This window comes from Neobacillus phoenicis, assembly GCF_047302305.1.
GTDB lineage: Bacteria > Bacillota > Bacilli > Bacillales > Cytobacillaceae > Neobacillus.
This window is the reverse complement of record NZ_CP154847.1, coordinates 4,813,420-4,831,867: the sequence shown is the minus strand read 5'-3', so window position 1 is coordinate 4,831,867 and position 18,448 is coordinate 4,813,420. Positions and strand designations below refer to the sequence as shown.

The 18,448-nt window shown below is 36.0% G+C and carries 15 protein-coding genes and 2 pseudogenes; 15 read left to right on the top strand and 2 right to left on the bottom strand.

Annotated features, from left to right (window positions below):
- The first annotated feature begins 78 nt into the window (after positions 1-78).
- From AA0X95_RS24725 to AA0X95_RS24680, 10 genes and pseudogenes are all read left to right on the top strand, one after another.
- Entirely contained in the window at positions 79-1,623 is a 1,545-nt protein-coding gene (locus AA0X95_RS24725) for a hypothetical protein (RefSeq protein ID WP_413302777.1), read from the top strand.
- On the top strand, positions 1,610-4,231 hold the full coding sequence (locus AA0X95_RS24720; RefSeq protein ID WP_413302775.1) for a hypothetical protein: 2,622 nt from the start codon (positions 1,610-1,612) through the stop codon (positions 4,229-4,231). Before AA0X95_RS24725 ends, AA0X95_RS24720 begins: the two co-directional genes overlap by 14 nt.
- 89 nt (positions 4,232-4,320) lie before the next feature.
- On the top strand, positions 4,321-4,971 hold the full coding sequence (locus AA0X95_RS24715; protein ID WP_413302772.1) for a hypothetical protein: 651 nt from the start codon (positions 4,321-4,323) through the stop codon (positions 4,969-4,971).
- Positions 4,972-5,986: 1,015 nt separating this feature from the next.
- On the top strand, positions 5,987-6,571 hold the full coding sequence (locus AA0X95_RS24710; protein WP_413302769.1) for a PH domain-containing protein: 585 nt from the start codon (positions 5,987-5,989) through the stop codon (positions 6,569-6,571).
- 18 nt (positions 6,572-6,589) lie between these two features.
- On the top strand, positions 6,590-7,714 hold the full coding sequence (locus AA0X95_RS24705; RefSeq protein WP_413302766.1) for an SPFH domain-containing protein: 1,125 nt from the start codon (positions 6,590-6,592) through the stop codon (positions 7,712-7,714).
- A gap of 591 nt (positions 7,715-8,305) precedes the next feature.
- Positions 8,306-8,545 (top strand): DUF1643 domain-containing protein, encoded by a 240-nt coding sequence (locus tag AA0X95_RS24700; protein WP_413302762.1) that lies wholly within the window; start codon positions 8,306-8,308, stop codon positions 8,543-8,545.
- Between the two features lie 5 nt (positions 8,546-8,550).
- Positions 8,551-8,718, top strand: coding sequence for a hypothetical protein (locus tag AA0X95_RS24695; protein ID WP_413302759.1), 168 nt, complete (start codon positions 8,551-8,553; stop codon positions 8,716-8,718).
- 294 nt (positions 8,719-9,012) lie between these two features.
- On the top strand, positions 9,013-10,464 hold the full coding sequence (locus AA0X95_RS24690; protein ID WP_413302756.1) for a hypothetical protein: 1,452 nt from the start codon (positions 9,013-9,015) through the stop codon (positions 10,462-10,464).
- Entirely contained in the window at positions 10,461-11,561 is a 1,101-nt protein-coding gene (locus AA0X95_RS24685; RefSeq protein ID WP_413302753.1) for a hypothetical protein, read from the top strand. The genes AA0X95_RS24690 and AA0X95_RS24685 overlap by 4 nt, the downstream gene beginning before the upstream one ends.
- Before the next feature lie 80 nt (positions 11,562-11,641).
- Positions 11,642-11,761, top strand: a pseudogene (locus tag AA0X95_RS24680) (IS1595 family transposase); the annotation flags it as partial.
- A gap of 565 nt (positions 11,762-12,326) precedes the next feature.
- Here the strand turns inward: AA0X95_RS24680 and AA0X95_RS24675 are convergent.
- Entirely contained in the window at positions 12,327-12,662 is a 336-nt protein-coding gene (locus AA0X95_RS24675; RefSeq protein ID WP_413302751.1) for a winged helix-turn-helix transcriptional regulator, read from the bottom strand.
- 143 nt (positions 12,663-12,805) lie between these two features.
- Here AA0X95_RS24675 and AA0X95_RS24670 point away from each other — a divergent pair.
- The 4 genes and pseudogenes from AA0X95_RS24670 (at position 12,806) to AA0X95_RS24655 (ending at position 15,757) form a co-directional block, all read left to right on the top strand.
- Positions 12,806-13,192 (top strand): annotated as a pseudogene (locus AA0X95_RS24670) (DoxX family protein).
- Positions 13,193-13,219: 27 nt separating this feature from the next.
- Positions 13,220-14,071: a VOC family protein gene (locus AA0X95_RS24665; RefSeq protein WP_413302748.1), complete on the top strand. Its 852-nt coding sequence runs from the start codon at positions 13,220-13,222 to the stop codon at positions 14,069-14,071.
- A gap of 88 nt (positions 14,072-14,159) precedes the next feature.
- Positions 14,160-15,140 (top strand): LLM class flavin-dependent oxidoreductase, encoded by a 981-nt coding sequence (locus AA0X95_RS24660; RefSeq protein ID WP_413310227.1) that lies wholly within the window; start codon positions 14,160-14,162, stop codon positions 15,138-15,140.
- Between the two features lie 23 nt (positions 15,141-15,163).
- Positions 15,164-15,757 (top strand): NADPH-dependent FMN reductase, encoded by a 594-nt coding sequence (locus AA0X95_RS24655; RefSeq protein WP_413302745.1) that lies wholly within the window; start codon positions 15,164-15,166, stop codon positions 15,755-15,757.
- Positions 15,758-16,025: 268 nt separating this feature from the next.
- Here AA0X95_RS24655 and AA0X95_RS24650 read toward each other — a convergent pair whose 3' ends face one another.
- Positions 16,026-17,579 (bottom strand): ABC-F family ATP-binding cassette domain-containing protein, encoded by a 1,554-nt coding sequence (locus AA0X95_RS24650; protein WP_413302743.1) that lies wholly within the window; start codon positions 17,577-17,579, stop codon positions 16,026-16,028.
- A gap of 400 nt (positions 17,580-17,979) precedes the next feature.
- On the opposite strand from AA0X95_RS24650, the gene AA0X95_RS24645 reads away from it, so the two are divergent.
- On the top strand, positions 17,980-18,405 hold the full coding sequence (locus AA0X95_RS24645; RefSeq protein ID WP_413302741.1) for a DUF6526 family protein: 426 nt from the start codon (positions 17,980-17,982) through the stop codon (positions 18,403-18,405).
- The last annotated feature ends 43 nt before the right edge of the window (positions 18,406-18,448 follow it).

The following is an 18,448-nucleotide window of genomic DNA, read 5'->3' as shown; positions in this document are numbered from 1 at the left end:
CCTAATTTTCACTATATTTTAATATAATAATAAATAGTTCTAGTTCTATAAGAAAACTAATTTAGGAGGACAGCATCCATGCAACTTATTCAAGGTCCTGGTTGGACAACCTCTAACGTTAATACAATAAAAGGTGAAGATCATCTTGGTATTCGGTTTGTTGGAATTAGCATAGCCGACACACTCCAGTCTGGTATTACAAGTATTACGCCCCGCGCTAGATATTGGGCGTTTTTTGCTTGGGTCCTTCATGATTTCCTTCAATATAGTCAATCTGAAAAATCGTTGAAAGAGTTTAAGAGATTTCTAAAAACACAAGAGTGGTTTTACATACTGGCCAATATCGGTTGGGCTGTGGAAACCAAAACCGTGACAAATGCCTTAATTGGAAGTACAAAAGGAGTGGCTGCTTGGGAGAGCACTCAGTCTGCTTTTGAGCCTGTCCTAGATTATGTGAAGGACTCCTTTGGAGGCTATGGAACGTATCGAAATGTAATGAAGATTGTAGGATTAACACGGGAATCCAATGCCGATAAAGGTGTTCAGATTGACCGCATGACACCACTTGGTAAAGAACTTGCGGAGTCATTTGAAAAGTCTATAGAAGGTACGGTTTTTTATCAAAGATATCGTCATTCCGATGTTCCCGTTCCAAGGGATGTACTAGTGGAATACGGATCAGTAGCGGGACTTTCGAGTATGAAGTATGGAGTTTCAAAGGATCTGCCTATACTGACAAACCTCTTTATGCCGAAAGAATCGAAGAGTGATCGAGGAAGGCTAAGAAAGCAATCATTGCTCTATTATATGAATATTATTCGTCAACTACGAGGGCAAAGAATGTCTTTTAAGGCCTGGCAAAAGACGATGTATGATGGATATTATCACCAAAAGATTCATGTTCCAAAGGAGCTCCATACGGTTGCGATTGGATGGGAGATCTATCATGCTCGTCAAATGTTTACCTATAGTTTAGATAGTATTTGGTCGTATGGACTTGATCAGATGTCTAGAAGGATTTATACAACCTCCGAGTTAATTACTCGTGTTTTAGATGAGTTAAAGACTGCTGGGTATGATTTATATCAAAATGTTCGTCAATTAGAAGATTTAATCCCTCTACAAGCAGATATCCGTCAGGAATATGTTCAAAATATGTCCTCCGATCAGCGGAATGTGGTAACACATGTTTGGAATGCTTTATTGGTGCTTTTAGATATACGTCATCGTCTTCAAAATAGAAGTGATTTTAATGAATTGCATAGAGGTCTTTTAACGTTAGGTGGAAGAGAGAGTATCTCCTTTCAATCCTGGGATCATATTGTTGAGCAAAATCAGGATGAATTAGTAAGAGATTTTGTCTCATACATTTTAAAATATTATATTTTAGGCCAACATCAGAAGGTTGCTTTAAATAAAATCATAACGACAAAGAACGACACGTATCATTTTGTTGAAAATGATGGCAAGCTTTATTTTATAAATGATGATCGACCAACGTTTAACGTATTTCGTGTGAACCAAGGCTTAACGATATTAGAGGACTTACAGTTAATAAAAGGAATAAACGGTTCCTTTTCTGTAACACCATATGGTCAGGTGAAGTTAGATGAAAACAGTTAATCTTATCGATGAGTTAAATGAACCAGGCTATAAAGTTGCGTTGTTCACTTCATACTCGATTGATCTCGTCTTCTTTGAAAAGATGATTATGCGACATTTGCTAGAACAAAACTGTACTTATGTAGGGTTAGTAGTGGATCAAAACTGCTTGCAGGAGTCAATTCAAAAGCCCAATATTGTAGAGCTCGGTACTCATTATATTGTGAAAGGTGTAGAAACAAATCAGGCCTTTCACCCTAAGTTGTATCTTTTGTTAGGTGAAAAGAAGGCCAAGCTCATGATTGGAAGCGGAAATTTAACACCAGCGGGCTTTATTACAAATCACGAGGTTTTTAATGTATTTACATATAATAAAGAGGAGCTGGATACAAATCATCTAGCGATTATTCAAGCAGCGTACCAATTATTTCATTCTCTCCATCATGAACAAGATCAGAAGCTTTGGAAGTCCATCTTTCAAAAGCTGACCGAATATCCTTACTTGTTTCAACAGACAAACTCAAACGGTTTGGTACAAATCTTACATAATCATACCCACTCTCTTCAGGAACAACTGTCTGGAATTCTACCAACCACTATTCGTTTAATCGAGTGCTTTACTCCTTATTTTGACCGTTCCCTATCAGTATTGAATAAATGGAAAAATGCCTTTATCGATAGTGAAATCAGGGTATATTTGCAAAACGGAACAACAAACTTTTCAAAACACTTTCTGCAAAGTACAAGATTTTCTATCTATGAGGCTGTCTTTCATAAGGATTGGGACAAGCGGTACCACGGGAAGGTTTTTCGATTTGTCGGTGATGAGGAAGAGGTCATTGTTTATGGTAGTGCCAATTGTAGTCGTCAGGCATTTTTACAAAAATTTATGGATGCTGGAAACAGTGAAGTGATAGTTGTAGAGAAAGCTGCAAGAGGAACATTTGAATCGTTCTTTTTAGAAAGTATCCAAATTAAACAGATCATGCCAGACAGCTTTTCTGTCCTTGAGGAAGATGAGACCAGAGAAACGGCTTTAAATCCCGTTAGCTTTGTGGACGGACTCTATGAAAATAAGTGCCTAACAGTAAAAGTGAAAACAAATGAGTATATAGATTGTCTTTCTTTAAAAGGCACCGAAGGTCAAGTTAAGGAGATAAACACTCAGGTTTGGACGTATGAGTTTCAGGATTGTACTCCTTCTTCTATTGTGGAGCTTGAAGTCATTATAAATAAGGAATCCTTTAAGCTATTTGGGTGGGTGCATCATATTGATTTGCTTCAGAGGCATTTTGAAAACATAAATAAGCTGCCCTATGAGAATCTCAAGGAGGACCCTCATTTAGAGGATTACCAAAATATCGTTAGTTTACTTGAAGATTTACATCATAGGTTAGTTCTCACAGAAGAGGATATAGAGGAAAAGAAAAAGGGAATCAAAACTAGTTTAACTGTCTATCAAAACATTGAAATTAGTGATGGTAATGAAACAGAGGTTAGTGGAAATCTTGAAGACTATTATATTGATGAAAGCTTGGAAGATATTAAGTATTGTTCTGTTGGTGGGGTGGATGTGCTTGGAAGCCTTATCCAATCCATATTAAGTCAATTCAACAAAGAAGCAGTAGCGACTCTCGAAGTAAGTAATGAGCGATCACCCCATCAGGGAAGTGGTGAACTAACACGGGATCTTAAAGAACAGCTATTAAGAAGAATGTACCGTTTTACAAAAAAGCTACACCAAGGTATCACTTCTTCCTCCTTTTTAGAAAAAATTTCTCCTGATGCTTTTGTAAGAAACTTGACGATTTATTGTGGGTTTTTACTAAAACTGTATTATAAACTAGGCAATGAACTTTATTCTAAAAATGGGATTGTGGAGGAGTTGTGTAAGGTCGTTAAAGCTCTTGAAGAGTATACTGAGCACCAAACTCTAGATATCCAGGATGAAGAAGTACAGTATTTACTTGTGCTGGCCCTATCCTCTATTGTTGCGAAGGACTTTCTGTTAAGGGATGAGGATAATTACCAGCAAGTGCGTTCTGAAAAAGCCAAACTAGGACTTCACCTGAAACGGATTCATCAGCGTATGCATCCGATTCGAGAATCGTACTCGGAATACACAGACTTAATCCAACAGCAATTGGAAATACTTCAAGTGCAGGTAACCAATGAAGACATCGAAAAAACAATAGAGGAACGATTTCCAATCCTAACCTATAATCAATTTGTTGAACGATTAAAGAAGTTTGATGGTGTTTCTGAAGATAATCTTCCAAGTGTTAATGAACCAAAAGTTACATGTGAACGGATCGTAAGGCTAAACAATGACTTTAATTTAAAAATGTTATCTTTACTATCTTCAATGTTATCGGTAGAAGAATGGGAAGAGCATCCGAGCTTTTATATTATTTGGAAGAACACCGATCAAAGCTCGAACTTAAAAAGATTTGTTCTCTATTACAATCAAAAAAAATCAATATTAAGAAAAAAGTTTGTTTATCGAAATGGGCTTGAGCCAAGAAAAGAAGAAAAAGTAAACGTAACGAAGACTAATCTCCTTTCAGCTGCAAATAAAGGAGCAGTATCCATTTTGGCTGACGGGTTTAAGGGGATGAGGGACAAATAAAAGGCTATGATGTTGAACGACTGAACCCTCTATTTTCCTTTCTAGATAACAAATTGAAATCAACATAATTAAATTGGAGAGAGACATATATGAATGGGGCACTTCCAGAGACCAAGCTTATTTTTAAAAAGCTTTTGAATGAAGAACAAAGAGGATATATTAAAACTTTCCTAAATGAAATAGAAACAAAGAAAGAAAAATATGAAACACAAGTTTTATGGTTAATGGATCAAAAAATAGGAGGAATTGGTGGCTACTGTATGCCCGCTGATCCGAAGAAAAACCCTTTTCCAGGAGGTTTGGAGAGGGAGCTCTTTCGACCTTTACAGAATGCAAGGTCTGAAATTGATGTTTTAGATATTAGATTGCATGCTAGGCATGTTATACATTATAGTGGTATGCATTTAGAAGCTGTTATGAGGCTCTTTGTTGTCAGTACAAAATTAATGGGTAAATTAAGATTTTCAAAATCTACTTTAGGAAAATTAGCACATGAAGCAAAAGAAAAAAATATTTTTGATGAAGTGCTCATTAATTCATTATTTAATTTTATCGTTTTATTTAACAAGGCAAAACATGAAGTTAACATGCGTGATGAGAGGGCCAGGTTATTTTCAGTAGAAGATGCAATTATTAGCTATTTTGCAGCAAGAATAATAGGAAAAACCGTACTTACAAAAATAGAATACCCACTGTCTTTGCATACATATGAAATTAACAATGATCCATTTGTATTTTAATTTAGTTTGAGAAGAATACTACGTGTTATTAGGTCGCAGTCTATGAAAATTAAAGAAATTTAGGGTATTAGATAATATGTGTTAGTGACTGTTATTAGAATTTCTACACTTAATGATTCCCTACTAAAATACATATTTGCGAGGTGTTAGCATAAGTGAGAAGGAATTTAACAATATTTCTAAACCAAGACTAGATGAGGAGCAAGAACTGATAGCCACACTACCATACACACTTGAAAAACTAAATGAAATACGTGATGTAATTCTGAATGTTTAAAATAATTATGATTTGCATCTAGCTTGAATTGAAATAAATCATATTATAATAATATTAGAAACAACAATATAAGAAGAAGCAGGAACCTAATAGGGTTTTCCTGCTTTTATTCAAATTGTTACTGAATCAATAATTGATCCTTTTTTTAACACAATTAATTGAGTTAAAATCTACAAAAAAACTCTTTTTACAAAAATATCCTCGAGTTTTTAGCAGGTGCGGTGTACCCTTCCATAACGGCTTATTGAGTAAAACTTTGAGTTGTCTCTGAATTGATATATTTCTTGCCCGAATATTATTGTAGACCTGGCTAATTGGGTCCCATAGGCACTTTTCTTGTATAAATATAAACCAAAATATAGTAAAATAGTAGGAGTGAAATTCCTAAAATAGAAACTTTTAGGAAGTAATAGAGCAAGTTCTAATGGGATGGTTAGATGATTACGGAAAATGTAGAATAAAAGCCTTGTATATAGTATCCACTTCTGCAATAAGGCTAATTTAACACTTGGAAAAATTCACTCAAGATATTATACTCCACCAATAATAAATTATGTAGAAGAATATTTTCTTTGTTCCGAGTGGTTTGAAGTACTAGTCAATAATGACCGCACATATTTAATGTAGTGGTTAGCGTTAAATCAATAAAGTAAATATATTTTAAGTAGTATAGGTTGAATTTGGGTGAATTAAAGGAAAGGCTGTACGTCAATAAAAGAGCTTAGGAGAAGTATAAATATGGTGAAATACAATTTAGAACCAAGTGAATCAATTCTTATTCAGAGTACCGGTGTTTGTGAAGGCAGCGGGCTTATGACCGCATTTAACGATGAACTTGTTCTTACTAACATGAACATTATCCATGTTAGTAAGGGCTTGTTTGGAAATACAAAAAGTGTGCGGAAATACCCACTCAATCAGGTGAAAATCATAAATGGCGAAGCACAGGCTATTATGGGTAAAAGTACTAATGGTATACCTAATCTTCAGATATATTTTACAAATGGCCAATTGACTTTCAAATTTCAAAGCTCAGCCAAAAAGGAAATTGTGAAATATGTTAATGGGATTAGCAAGGTATTAATTGGCAGAGAGTCAAATTCAGTAGCAAATCAATTTGCAATTCCCGGAGCGGATATTGTAGCAGAAACGCTTAAAGATACTATAGGTGTTTTTAAAGGAACATTAGGAATTAAATCCAAAACCAAAGCTGCGGATGCGGTAAAGGCTACAAAAAAATGTATCGGTTGTATGTCACCTCTTACTGGAACCAAAGGTCAAAGCATTCGCTGCAATTATTGTGATACAGACCAAATATTATAATGAGAGAGGTTGATGACTATGGGAATTTTAAAAGCGATTACTGATTCGGTAGGAGGCTCCTTTGCTGATCAGTGGAAAAAACTAATAACTGCTGGATATTTTGATGAACATACAGCTGTAGCACCTGGAATACTTAAAACGAATAACAATGGGCGTGGAGTCAATATGCATGGATCAATGGATGTTATATCAAACGGCTCAAAAATATTTATTCCTGAAAATACAGCAGCCTTCATTTTTAGCCAAGCCGGAATTGAAAACATTATCACTACTCCTGGCAGCTATGAATATCAAGATGGTGAGGAAAGCTTATTCAATGGAAATGGTATAGCCGCATCAATCATTAAACAGGCAAAAGATAGAATCGGCTACGGTGGTATCTCTTCTTCGGAAAAGAGAATAGCATTTGTCAATTTACGTGAAATTCGTAATATTAAGTTTGGAACACGCGGCCCTCAGGTCTATAATGATTTGTATTATGGTTGCGACCTCGAAATTTATTCATATGGGAGCTTTTCTATTAAAATAGTTAATCCTGAGAGGTTTATAAAAAACTTTGTGCCAGCTAACGTAAGTAGCTATTCATTTGATAATCCAAAAGTGAGATCACAAGTTCTTTCAGAATTTGTACAATCATTTATCGTTGCATTGAATTCACTTTCAACTACATATAGGATTTCACAGTTGCCTTCACAGGCAGTTGAAATTTCAAAGAGAATATCTGAGGATTCATATAATGCTGGCACATGGAAAGACCGATTCGGTTTTGAACTTGTTAAGGTTGCGGTTGAAAATATCGAATTTTCACCAGAATCTAGAGAGCTTGTTAACGGGTTCTCTGCGAACAAGATGAATATGAGAGCGTATGAAGATGTTTCACAGAGAGCTTCCAATATTGCTGCACAGCAAAAAATTGCTCAGGGCATTCAAGATAATGGACTTGGAAACGGAGGAGGTATGCTCTTTGGAATGAATATGGCCCAGAATATTGGACCACAAGGCCAACCAGCTTCAACGCCAAGTTCTTCAATGTCTTTCGACGAGCAGATCGAAACATTGAAAAAGTTAAAAGAACTTGTTGATATGGGTGTTTTAACACAGGGAGAGTTTGATGCTAAAAAGAAAGAAATCATGGGGCTGTAATAAAGTGTCAAAAAATAGATTAATAAGTGTATAGCGTGCAAAAGCCGGTCATATAAGTTGGTCGGCTTTTACTCTCATGTGGTGTGATGGGGTATCGATATAATCACGTTATTTCTTATGAATTACTAGATAGGAAACTATCAAATGGAAAACGATTGGAATACTGCTGAATCTATATAGGCGGCAGTTGATGAAAGAAACGAGGAAGTGCGCCTTAAAAGGTGGTGTCCGGGTTAAGTTAGCAGAGAGGAAAAAGAAGAAAGCAGCAATAAAAAGTAAAAAGGCATGAATAAAGATTAATAATAGTTTGCAAGTATTATATGAAGATAAGATTGTTTTATATCGCCGTTATGGAGGTGTGCTTTCTTATGGAATATGATTCATCAATAATTGATATTTTAAGTATATCACTCGAAAAAACCCAAAAAGTGCTTTACCACATATTAGTCTGCGTTATGTTCTTAGAATTCCATTTAAGAATAGAAACGAAGGTTTATCTATCACAGTAGTTATGATGAACCCGTCAAAAGCAAATCGTGTAGAATCTGACCAAAGCGTAGATAATTAATAGAATTTTTCACTACATTTACTATGAATGAGAATTTAATCAAAGAACTTAAAGTAGTAAATATATTTCCTGTGTGTTCACCAAAGCCTTATTTGGCATTTGAAAAAATAAAAGATATGGAGTCAATAGGTGAATATAAAAATATTAGACAATATAATATCGCAACAATTCAGAAAGAACTAAAAACGACTGATATCATAGTAGCTGCTTGGGGAAAACCAAAAAGTGGGCGATTCCATATTTATTTTATTATCGTGAGGTAAGTAATGTGTTAAAAGTGTTATTTTCTTCTAAACAAGAAATTTATACTTTTAAGGTTGAAGACACTACCACTTTATTAACTGAAAATAATGATCCCCGTCATCCTGCAAGTACCTATGGCAAATCAATTAATAAAATAGTAAAAGTTTCAAAAAAGCAGTTTATCGGTTTCTAATTTTTTGTAATTTTATATAACAACAATCTTTTTTTAATTTAATAAACTAATCTTTCTATTAATAGAAAGGATGATTATTTGTACGGGTTTTCTTTGGAAAGTTTCGTAAGGATAACCTGAACAAATCGATGAAAGGTTATATGCCGCTGGTCCAGAGGGTGAAGTAGAATCAGTCACAATTGATGGCGAGAAGAAATTTAATTCTTACGATGAATTCCGGTTGGATGCAGAGGTTAAAATTACATATCACGATCTTTGGAAGAACAAAAATAAGTGATAATGAGGTGTGCATAGGTGGGTGAGATACTTAGAGAAAATCAAAACACAAAATTGTTGCTTGAGATGAGCGTTGTGGATGGTGAACATGACTTCACATCGTCTATTGTCGCAGCACTAAATCAAGCAGAATTAGAAATACATAATTTAGATGAAACAATTGAGTCAATTCAAAGCTTAAAGCCTAATTGTGATAAATTGGACTATATATTAGCTGCGAGTTCAGGTGCATTGTGTGGCATCATTGATATTTTCTTGGTTGGTAAACCTGGAGAATCACCTCTCGGAGATATTACTGATCAATGGTTTGCTAATCGAACAACTTATTTTGCTAAATTGTGCGGATGGGAAGATAAAGGAGAGAACTCTTTGTCTTCAGCAATCCGTTTTCTTGAAAAAAAGTTTAAAATTCCATATGACCAGCGTGGAGTTGGTGACGCGGCAAGTTTTGTTTTTGATTTAAATCCGACAAATCATCATTTTAAATCACTCGCACATAATCCTAGTTTGCTTGGTTTGTTCTTTTCGATATTAGACCAGTTTACTAATTCTTCGCATTTTATTTCCGGTGGTGAACTTATATCTTTAGCTGATGCAGATGGGAAATTCGAGTTAAGAGGAAACAACATACCAAGCAAATTATTCTGTGCATTTGCTAATTGGTTTGGTCATTTAATATCTGATATGTCAGGCTCATCAGGTAGCAAGGGCCGTGGAATGGGGATTCCTTCTCCTTTATGGACATGGTCAAATGATATTATTGCATTAAAAAGGTCTTTGAATATTCCTGTGTCACAGTTCGATAACTCAATAAACGAGCTAGCTATAAATATATATAAAGAAGGATATGATGCTCGATTCCAGTCGACTCAAGCCATTCCAGTTTTTATAAACGAGATGTTAGTTCGACTTGTTTTTGCTATCAGAAGACTTATAAAATATTTTGCTGAAACCGATAAAGAAACTCGTTCGTTTTCACTTATGTGGAAAAAGTGTGAGCCTTTTTCAAATCCAACTGTTAAAAGAATGTTGACTGTAGCACATGGGACGTTTTGCCTTATAGATATAGGTGATGCTACTGTTCGAGGTTTTGTAACAGGTGCAGGATCTTTTAATCCGACTGAATTTTTCTTGTGTCTTAACATCGTAGGGGTTGGACGATTAACTATTTCCTTATACGGTGAAGTTAAGCGTGAAATTGGCATACAAAAAGCAGAAAGAGAAATAATCTTTGCGAGAAAAGAAAAATTAGTTGTAGAAAATTATATTGAGGGACTTAAACTATTATCGGAATTATATGAAGATAAAAATCTTTTGAATTTTATAACTGATTTCAAGAATAGTGATATGTATATACACGCTTTTGAAAAATCTGTTATGTTAGCTAAAAAGAGAAATGTGCCAAATAATGAAATATTAAAAAATAAGATGGAAATAGATTCTTATTTTTTGGGAGGAAATAAAGCGTGAGTAAGAAGAGATCAAATTTACAGATTGCTCAAGAACAAGCTGAATCTACCATCAAAAAGACAAACGATAAAATAGAGGAGCTTGGAAAATATACTAGCAATCTTTATACTGCCTTAAACGATATTCAGGAGCTATTTGATAAAATTAGAAACGTGCCAAGTCAGAATCACTTGGAATATAAAAAACTAAAAGAAGTTCGTTTGAATTGGAAACAACAGGTTGAAAAAATCGAGTCAGATTATAAAAATGCTGTCGCCAAGAATGCTGGAAAAGGTGTAACAGGTGTTGGCGCAGGTGTTGCAGTAGCCGCCCTTGGTCCTACTGCAGCAATGGGAATAGCTACAACTTTCGGTGTTGCATCAACAGGTACGGCTATATCCGCTTTGAGTGGTGCTGCAGCCACTAATGCTGCATTAGCGTGGTTAGGTGGTGGAGCACTTGCCGCAGGTGGTGGCGGTATGGCAGCCGGAAATGCTTTCTTAGCCCTTGCTGGACCTGTTGGTTGGGCAATTGCAGGCATTGCACTTTTGGGTAGTGGACTTCTTTTTTGGAAGACTAAAAGTGATCAGAATCGACTTGAAAACATTTTTACATTGATAATTAAGAGAGATAAAAAATCATATGAACTTGCAATTGTAGAGCTTAATGAACGCATATCTCGTATAAAAGACGAAAGTGTTAAACTCAACGATGCGATTGAAAAGATAGAATCATTTGGAGTGGATTATAATCAAATGACCGAAGCTCAGCAGTATGAATTAGGAGCTTATGTGAATTTGATGTCAGCATCAACACAATTGCTTGTAAATCCGATATTAGGTTTGCAACCAAAGTACAATGAAGAAGACTTCAGCAAATTTATTTCTGAAGGTAACGGAAAAGCTAATGAAGTTTTATGTTCCTCACATAAAGATTTGATAATCGCATTATCAAATCTTTTATATAAAATTAAATTAGATTATAAGGATAAAAAACTTTTGTGGAAGTCCTTTAGAAAGAACAAGAAGTTCTTATCATCAATGAATATCTCGAAGAAAGAGTTTGATGATATAATTCTTGATATAGTTTGCGAGGCTCTTTATTTTAGGCTCTGTTAAACATTAATGTTGATATCCAGCAAAAAAAGCGAACGTCTGTGCTATGATTAGAGTATGAAACTCTAATGGAGGAAGCGGCGATGAGCAAAGCATTCAGCAATTTACTGAAACACTTGGGAAAATTGAATCCAACCGAACAAGAACGCGTCTACCATTGGTTGAAGCGCTATGTTGATCCTGATCCTGCTTCCTCTGTCGGCAGTATTTGCCCACTTTCTGTTATTTACAATTTCTGGTTCACAGTGGACGATGGACTGGCTCAAACTTCTTTACCAGTGAGTGAGGATCGGAGTACCGTATCATAAGTTAAACCAACATGTAAGTAAGTTATGTAAATGCTCTAAGGTAAACACCACTACATCTTGTCTGCAATCACCATCCAAGCCATGTGGAAGCTGTTGCCAAACTAATATTGAAATAGTAACCCAAAAATAAACTATCCCCAACTAAAACATTTCCTATTCAGGACGGTTTCAGTTAAAATAAACATCTCCGATTTTAAGTCCTGATACAATATTATCCCGGTTTTTCCTCATTAGGATCCCGGGATTTTCTTTAGTAAAATTCAATAGAAAATCAATATAATCTCAATACCTGCTAGAACCCTTGCTACTAATGACTTTTTCAATACAATATACTTTTATTAATCTTCAATCATTCCCAAGCAAAAAGAAAAAGCCATTAGCAAAGCGGTTCCAAAAAGGAACACTATGTTAATGGCTCTTTCTGATATTCAATTAACTTTATAAAATCTGTATATTCCCTTTATTCATTTTCAGATGAGTCTAATTCCACCTTAACCCAAGCCTGAGACCAACTTTCAATCGTTCTTAAAATGGGTTCCATTGAAAGTCCTTTTTCTGTTAACGAATATTCAATGATGACAGGTGTTTCAGGTATGACCTCACGTTTTACCACCCCTTGGTGCTCTAATTCCTTTAAACGATCTGATAATACCTTTCCACTTATACCAATAGAAGATTGAATCTCATTAAACCTTTGTGGTCCCAATAATAATTGATAGATAACTAACGCTGTCCATCTCTGACTTAATAGCGAGATTGCCTTTTCAAATTTTGGGCAAATAGTAGGTTGTTTCATTTTTTTATTGCACCTCTCTTAATATCTATTGTACCACAAAAAAGATATTGAATTACAAAATATAATTTAGTTACTTGACATAACTTGAGTATATAAATATACTTACTTACATAAAGTAACTTAGTGTAAAAAATGCAACATGAATAGAGACAAAATTGGGAAGTATATTAAGAGCATTATTAGGTCTTACATTCTTTATACATGGATTATCCAAGTTCTAAGGTGGTATTACAAATTCCTTAGACTATTTTGATAGTTTGGGGATTCCCTGATTCGTTGCTTATGTTGTAGCAGTAATAGAATTATTAGGTGGTATTGCAATAATAATAGGGCTTGGTACACGACTTTTTACCTAATTGTTTGCACTTATTACGGCAGGAGCTATTATTACTGCAAAGCTCTCAGTTGGTTTTCTTGGTAATGGGCAAATGGCAGGATATGAACTTGAGCTTATTTTATTAGCCATATCAATTTATTTCGTCTTTGCAGATAGATCACAACTATCATTGGATCAAAAATTATTTAGATGATAAAAAGAATACTCTTGGAGGGGAATTATGGGATTTCACACAAAACCAATCACATTCGTGGGACATGTCAAAATCAAAGTTGAAGAGTTAGAACGTTCCTTACAATTCTATAAGGAGATACTTGGTTTCAATATTTTGGAACAAACAGCCTCAACAGCAAAACTAACAACAGATGGGAAAACAAGTATTCTTTCACTTGAACAACCTGAAGGCGTAGTACCAAAACAAGGAAAAACTACTGGTTTATATCATTTTGCCATTCTATTACCAGATCAATCGGACTTAGCCAATATAGTCATTCATTTAGTAGATAAAGGAATTCGCTTTGGCTCTTCAGATCATCTTGTCAGCGAAGCATTATATCTACATGATCCAGATGGAAATGAGATAGAAATTTATCGTGACCGGACTCCTTCTGAATGGAAATGGAATGGTAATGAGGTAGAAATGGCTGTTGATCCATTGGATTTTGAAAACTTGCTAAAACATGCAACACCGGATAAGCCTTGGCAAAGAATGCCTAAGGAAACGGTAATGGGTCATATTCATTTACATGTGTCAGAACTAATTAAGACGGAAGAATTTTATGTAAAAGGATTGGGAATGGATGTTGTTAACCGATTTGGAAGACAAGCCTTATTCCTTTCCTACGGGAAATATCATCATCATGTAGGTGTTAACACGTGGAATGGTGTTGGGGCTCCTGCGCCAGCCAAAAATAGTGTTGGTCTCGATTCGTTTACACTCATTTTTGATAATGAAGAGACTCGTAAACAAACAGTCGCGAAATTGCAGCAGATTGGTGCGGAGGTAATAGAAGAAAATAATCAATTTATAACCTTTGATCCTTCTGGAATTGCAATAAAGTTAGCTATATAAGAGCGGGGGTGCCCAATTGGCTACTAAGGGTATTGAAATTGGTATATACACACTTGCAGATATAGGTCCGGACCCCTTGACTGGAAAGATGATTACGGCTAAGGAAAGGGTAAATGAAATTATTCAAGCCGCCAAACTTGCTGATGAGGTAGGACTCGATGTATTTGGAGTAGGAGAACATCATCGTCTGGATTATGCTTCTTCGTCCCCAGCGGTGCTATTGGCTGCTATTGCACAAGTAACAAAACAAATTAGATTAACAAGTACAACAAGTGTTTTAAGCACGCTTGATCCTGTTCGTCTATTTGAAGATTTTGCTAGCTTGGATTTAGTTTCAGATGGACGAGCTGAGATTCTGGCTGGTAGAGGAGCATTTATTGAATCATTTCCTCTTTTCGGTTTTAGTACAAACGATTATGATGAATTGTTTGAAGAACATATGGACCTCCTCTTACAACTGACACGAAATGAGACCGTTACATGGTCAGGTGAGTTTCGCCCTTCATTAAGGAATGCTGAAATTGCTCCAAGACCGGTGCAAGAAAATTTACCCGTTTGGATTGGAGTTGGGGGGACACCTGAAAGTGCCGTTCGTGCTGGAAGATTTGGTGTGGGAATGGCTTTAGCTATTTTAGGTGGTCATCCAAGACGGTTTAAGCCGCTTGTCGATCTATATCGTCAAGCGGCAATAGATGCTGGACATTCACCTCAAAACTTGAAGGTTGGTGTAACCGGCCATGCCTATTTGGCTGAGACAACCCAGCAAGCAAAAGATGAGTTTTATCCTTATTACTCTAATTACTGGGAGTATGTGAATCGTCAGCGTGGAATGGGGACAAGGATGTCAAGGGAGCACTTTGACCACATGGCTAGTCCGGATACTGCATTGTTCGTGGGCAGTCCACAGCAAGTCGTTGAAAAGATTCTTCAACAATATGAACTTTTTGGACACCAACGTTTCCTAGCTCAATTAGATATAGGTGGTCAGCCTTTTACGAATGTGGCCAAAGGGATTGAATTGTTAGCAACGGAAATTGCTCCAATTGTTCGAAGAGAAACAAGTAAATAATAACTTTTAAAGGGGTGTTGAAAATGGGTTTTTTTGACAAACTATTTGGGAAACAAACTGAGGAGGTAGAAACGATGACAACAGAAAAGTTAAACATTGGAATTATATTAGGAAGCACTCGCCAAGGACGTGTAAGTCCACAAGTAGGAGAATGGGTAAAAGAAATTGCTGACAAACGTGGAGACGCAAATTATGAAATTGTAGATATAGCTGATTATAATTTACCTTTCCTAGGAACAACCGATGGTTCGGAGGGCGGACCTTGGAATGAAAAATTAGCAAGCCTTGATGGTTTTGTTTTTATTGTTCAAGAATATAATCATAGCCTAACTGGAGCTTTGAAAAACGCATTAGACTTTGCTCGTGAAAATTGGTATAACAAAGCGGCAGGAATAGTGAGTTATGGTTCAACTGGTGGTGCTCGTGCGGCAGAACATTTGCGTGGAATATGTGCCGAATTAAAAATGGCTGATGTTCGCACACACCCAACCCTTTCATTATTTACGGACTTTGAAAATATGACTGATTTTAAACCACAAGAATTACATCTAGATAATGTAAATGCTATGCTTGGTGAGGTTGTTGATTGGAGTAGAGCATTAAAAACCTTACGTTGAACTCAAATCTTATAAATAATTTTACGAGGATATCAGACGCAATTTTAGGTGTCTGATATTCTTTTTTGAAGCTATACTTAGGGAAGCCATTTTATTGGGGAAAAGGTGGGGTATAGCGTTGCCCAATACGGTGTTCTCACTACATTTCAAACCTTTCCATCATTCGGAAAAAGGCTTGATAAATAGTTTATAGAAGTGATATTTAACAATATTAATAAAAGGGGTACCGAAATGAGATACTACTCATTGGGTACCCCTTATTCTTTATTTAAAACACTTTCGTAGTCCAATCCTCACAGTTCCAAATATCAGTCGCAATTTCACGATAGAAATCAGGTTCGTGGGATACCATTAAGATACTTCCGCGATAGGCCTTTAAAGCACGCTTTAATTCTTCTTTTGCGTCAACATCCAAGTGATTGGTAGGTTCGTCTAGAATTAATAAATTCGTTTCTGTGTTTAAAATTTTACACAATCGAACTTTGGCTTTTTCGCCGCCAGAAAGGACTTCGATTTTACTTTCAATATGTTTCGTCGTTAATCCACATTTTGCAAGAGCAGCACGTACTTCAGCCTGATTCATACTTGGGAACTCGCTCCAAATCTCTTCAATACAAGTGTTGTAGTTGGACTGTTTAACTTCCTGCTCGAAGTAACCGATGTGTTGATACTCACCACGTTCCACTTTACCCGAAATTGGATCAATCAACCCAAGAATACTTTTTAGAAGAGTAGACTTACCAATACCGTTTGCGCCAACAAATGCAATTTTTTGTCCGCGTTCCATTTTCAAATTCAGCGGGCGAGAAAGTGGTTCATTGTAACCAATAACAAGATCTTCAGCCGTGAAAATATAACGACTAGCTGCACGAGCTTCTTTGAAGTTGAACTCTGGTTTCGGCTTCTCTTTCCCCAACTCAATAACTTCCATTTTGTCGAGCTTCTTTTGACGAGACATCGCCATATTACGAGTCGCAACACTTGCCTTGTTACGAGCAACGAAATCTTTCAAATTAGCAATTTCTTGTTGTTGACGCTTGTAAGCAGACTCTAGCTGTTGCTTCTTCATTTCATAAATATTTAAGAAGTTATCATAGTCACCAACATAGCGATTCAACTCTTGGTTTTCCATGTGATAGATCAAGTTCACAACATTGTTCAAGAATGGAATATCATGTGAAATCAAGATAAATGCATTCTCATATTCCTGTAAATAGCGCTTCAACCATTCGATATGCTGTTCATCCAAATAGTTCGTAGGCTCGTCTAGTAATAGGATTTCAGGCTTTTCTAGCAAAAGCTTAGCTAGCAAAACTTTCGTACGTTGCCCACCGCTAAGATCATCCACATCTCTGTCGAGTCCAACATCGTCTAATCCTAGACCACGAGCAACTTCCTCAACTTTTGAATTAATTTGATAGAAATCATTACTATCTAAAGTTTCTTGTAGTTCTCCAACCTCTGCAAGTAATGCATCGATATCAGCACCTTCATCGCCCATTTTTGCATAAAGTTCATTGATCTCTGCTTCAGCATCAAATAGGTATTGAAAAGCAGTACTCAAAGCGTCACGCATCGTAGTACCTTTTTGAAGTACAGCATGCTGATCTAAATAACCTACACGAACTTTTCTTGACCACTCCACTTTCCCCTCATCGGGTTGCAACTTCCCAGTAACAATATTCATGAAAGTAGACTTACCCTCACCATTTGCCCCAACTAGTCCAACGTGCTCTCCTTTTAAAAGTCGAAAAGACACATCATTAAAAATCGCACGATCACCGAAACCGTGACTTAAATTTTTTACATTTAATACGCTCATTTTTTTAACCCCTTATCTAATGTCACATGTGAATATCTTACTAGAATTTGTCTTCTTTTTCTATCTTGAAGTTATTTTTTGTGAAAAATGAAGTCTGCCCCATCTTAATAAAATGAGATTATAAAATTATTTTTACTTAGATGTAAAACAATCGGGTAAAAGTCTATTATACAACCGAACTAGGATGTATGATATGAGGTTTTCCTATGTGGGAATAGTTCAACAAAAAATGAAAGAATTGGTTGTGTTCTAATTGTTCGTCACAGTAACAAAGGAAGCCCTGACTGCGATTTCCTAGAAGTAGTGGCTATTGTTAAATTAATCATTAAAGGCATAAGGAAAATCATTTAGGAATAGAATGAGTGATGGTAAACTTAATAAAAAGGAGGTTTTCCCCACAATGAACCAAAACTATAAAAATCACAGAAAAGTTGACCCGCTTTATCATTTTGGGACAGCTTTGCTTGGACTTATTATGCTCATTTTATCGATTGTGTTTTTCTTTCAACATGTAGAAAGTCAGTGGCTGCTCAGTGTGATTATATTAGGATTTGCCCTGTTGTTTTTCTTTGTGACAGTTAAACTAAGAGGATATGCCCTGCAGCTACAGGATCGAATCATTCGTACGGAGGAAAATTTTCGCTACTATCGGTTAACTGGGAAGCTATTAGACTCGAAGCTATCGTTGAAGCAAGTGATTGCACTAAGATTTACGGATGACGAAGAATTCGTAGATTTAGTTGAGCGAGCTGTCCAAGTGAACCTTTCACCAGATGACATTAAAAAGGCTGTTCGGAATTGGCGTGCAGACCATCATCGCGTATAATTGATAAGGAAACAGCTTTAAAATGGCTGTTTCTTTTTTTGAA

Coding starts and splice junctions, on each gene's coding strand:
- AA0X95_RS24715 (WP_413302772.1), top strand. CDS start 4,321: ATGAATGGGGCACTTCCAGAGACCAAGCTTATTTTTAAAAAGCTTTTG.
- AA0X95_RS24665 (WP_413302748.1), top strand. CDS start 13,220: ATGGGATTTCACACAAAACCAATCACATTCGTGGGACATGTCAAAATC.
- AA0X95_RS24725 (WP_413302777.1), top strand. CDS start 79: ATGCAACTTATTCAAGGTCCTGGTTGGACAACCTCTAACGTTAATACA.
- AA0X95_RS24675 (WP_413302751.1), bottom strand. CDS start 12,662: ATGAAACAACCTACTATTTGCCCAAAATTTGAAAAGGCAATCTCGCTA.
- AA0X95_RS24710 (WP_413302769.1), top strand. CDS start 5,987: ATGGTGAAATACAATTTAGAACCAAGTGAATCAATTCTTATTCAGAGT.
- AA0X95_RS24660 (WP_413310227.1), top strand. CDS start 14,160: ATGATTACGGCTAAGGAAAGGGTAAATGAAATTATTCAAGCCGCCAAA.
- AA0X95_RS24705 (WP_413302766.1), top strand. CDS start 6,590: ATGGGAATTTTAAAAGCGATTACTGATTCGGTAGGAGGCTCCTTTGCT.
- AA0X95_RS24650 (WP_413302743.1), bottom strand. CDS start 17,579: ATGAGCGTATTAAATGTAAAAAATTTAAGTCACGGTTTCGGTGATCGT.
- AA0X95_RS24720 (WP_413302775.1), top strand. CDS start 1,610: ATGAAAACAGTTAATCTTATCGATGAGTTAAATGAACCAGGCTATAAA.
- AA0X95_RS24700 (WP_413302762.1), top strand. CDS start 8,306: ATGAATGAGAATTTAATCAAAGAACTTAAAGTAGTAAATATATTTCCT.
- AA0X95_RS24645 (WP_413302741.1), top strand. CDS start 17,980: ATGAACCAAAACTATAAAAATCACAGAAAAGTTGACCCGCTTTATCAT.
- AA0X95_RS24655 (WP_413302745.1), top strand. CDS start 15,164: ATGGGTTTTTTTGACAAACTATTTGGGAAACAAACTGAGGAGGTAGAA.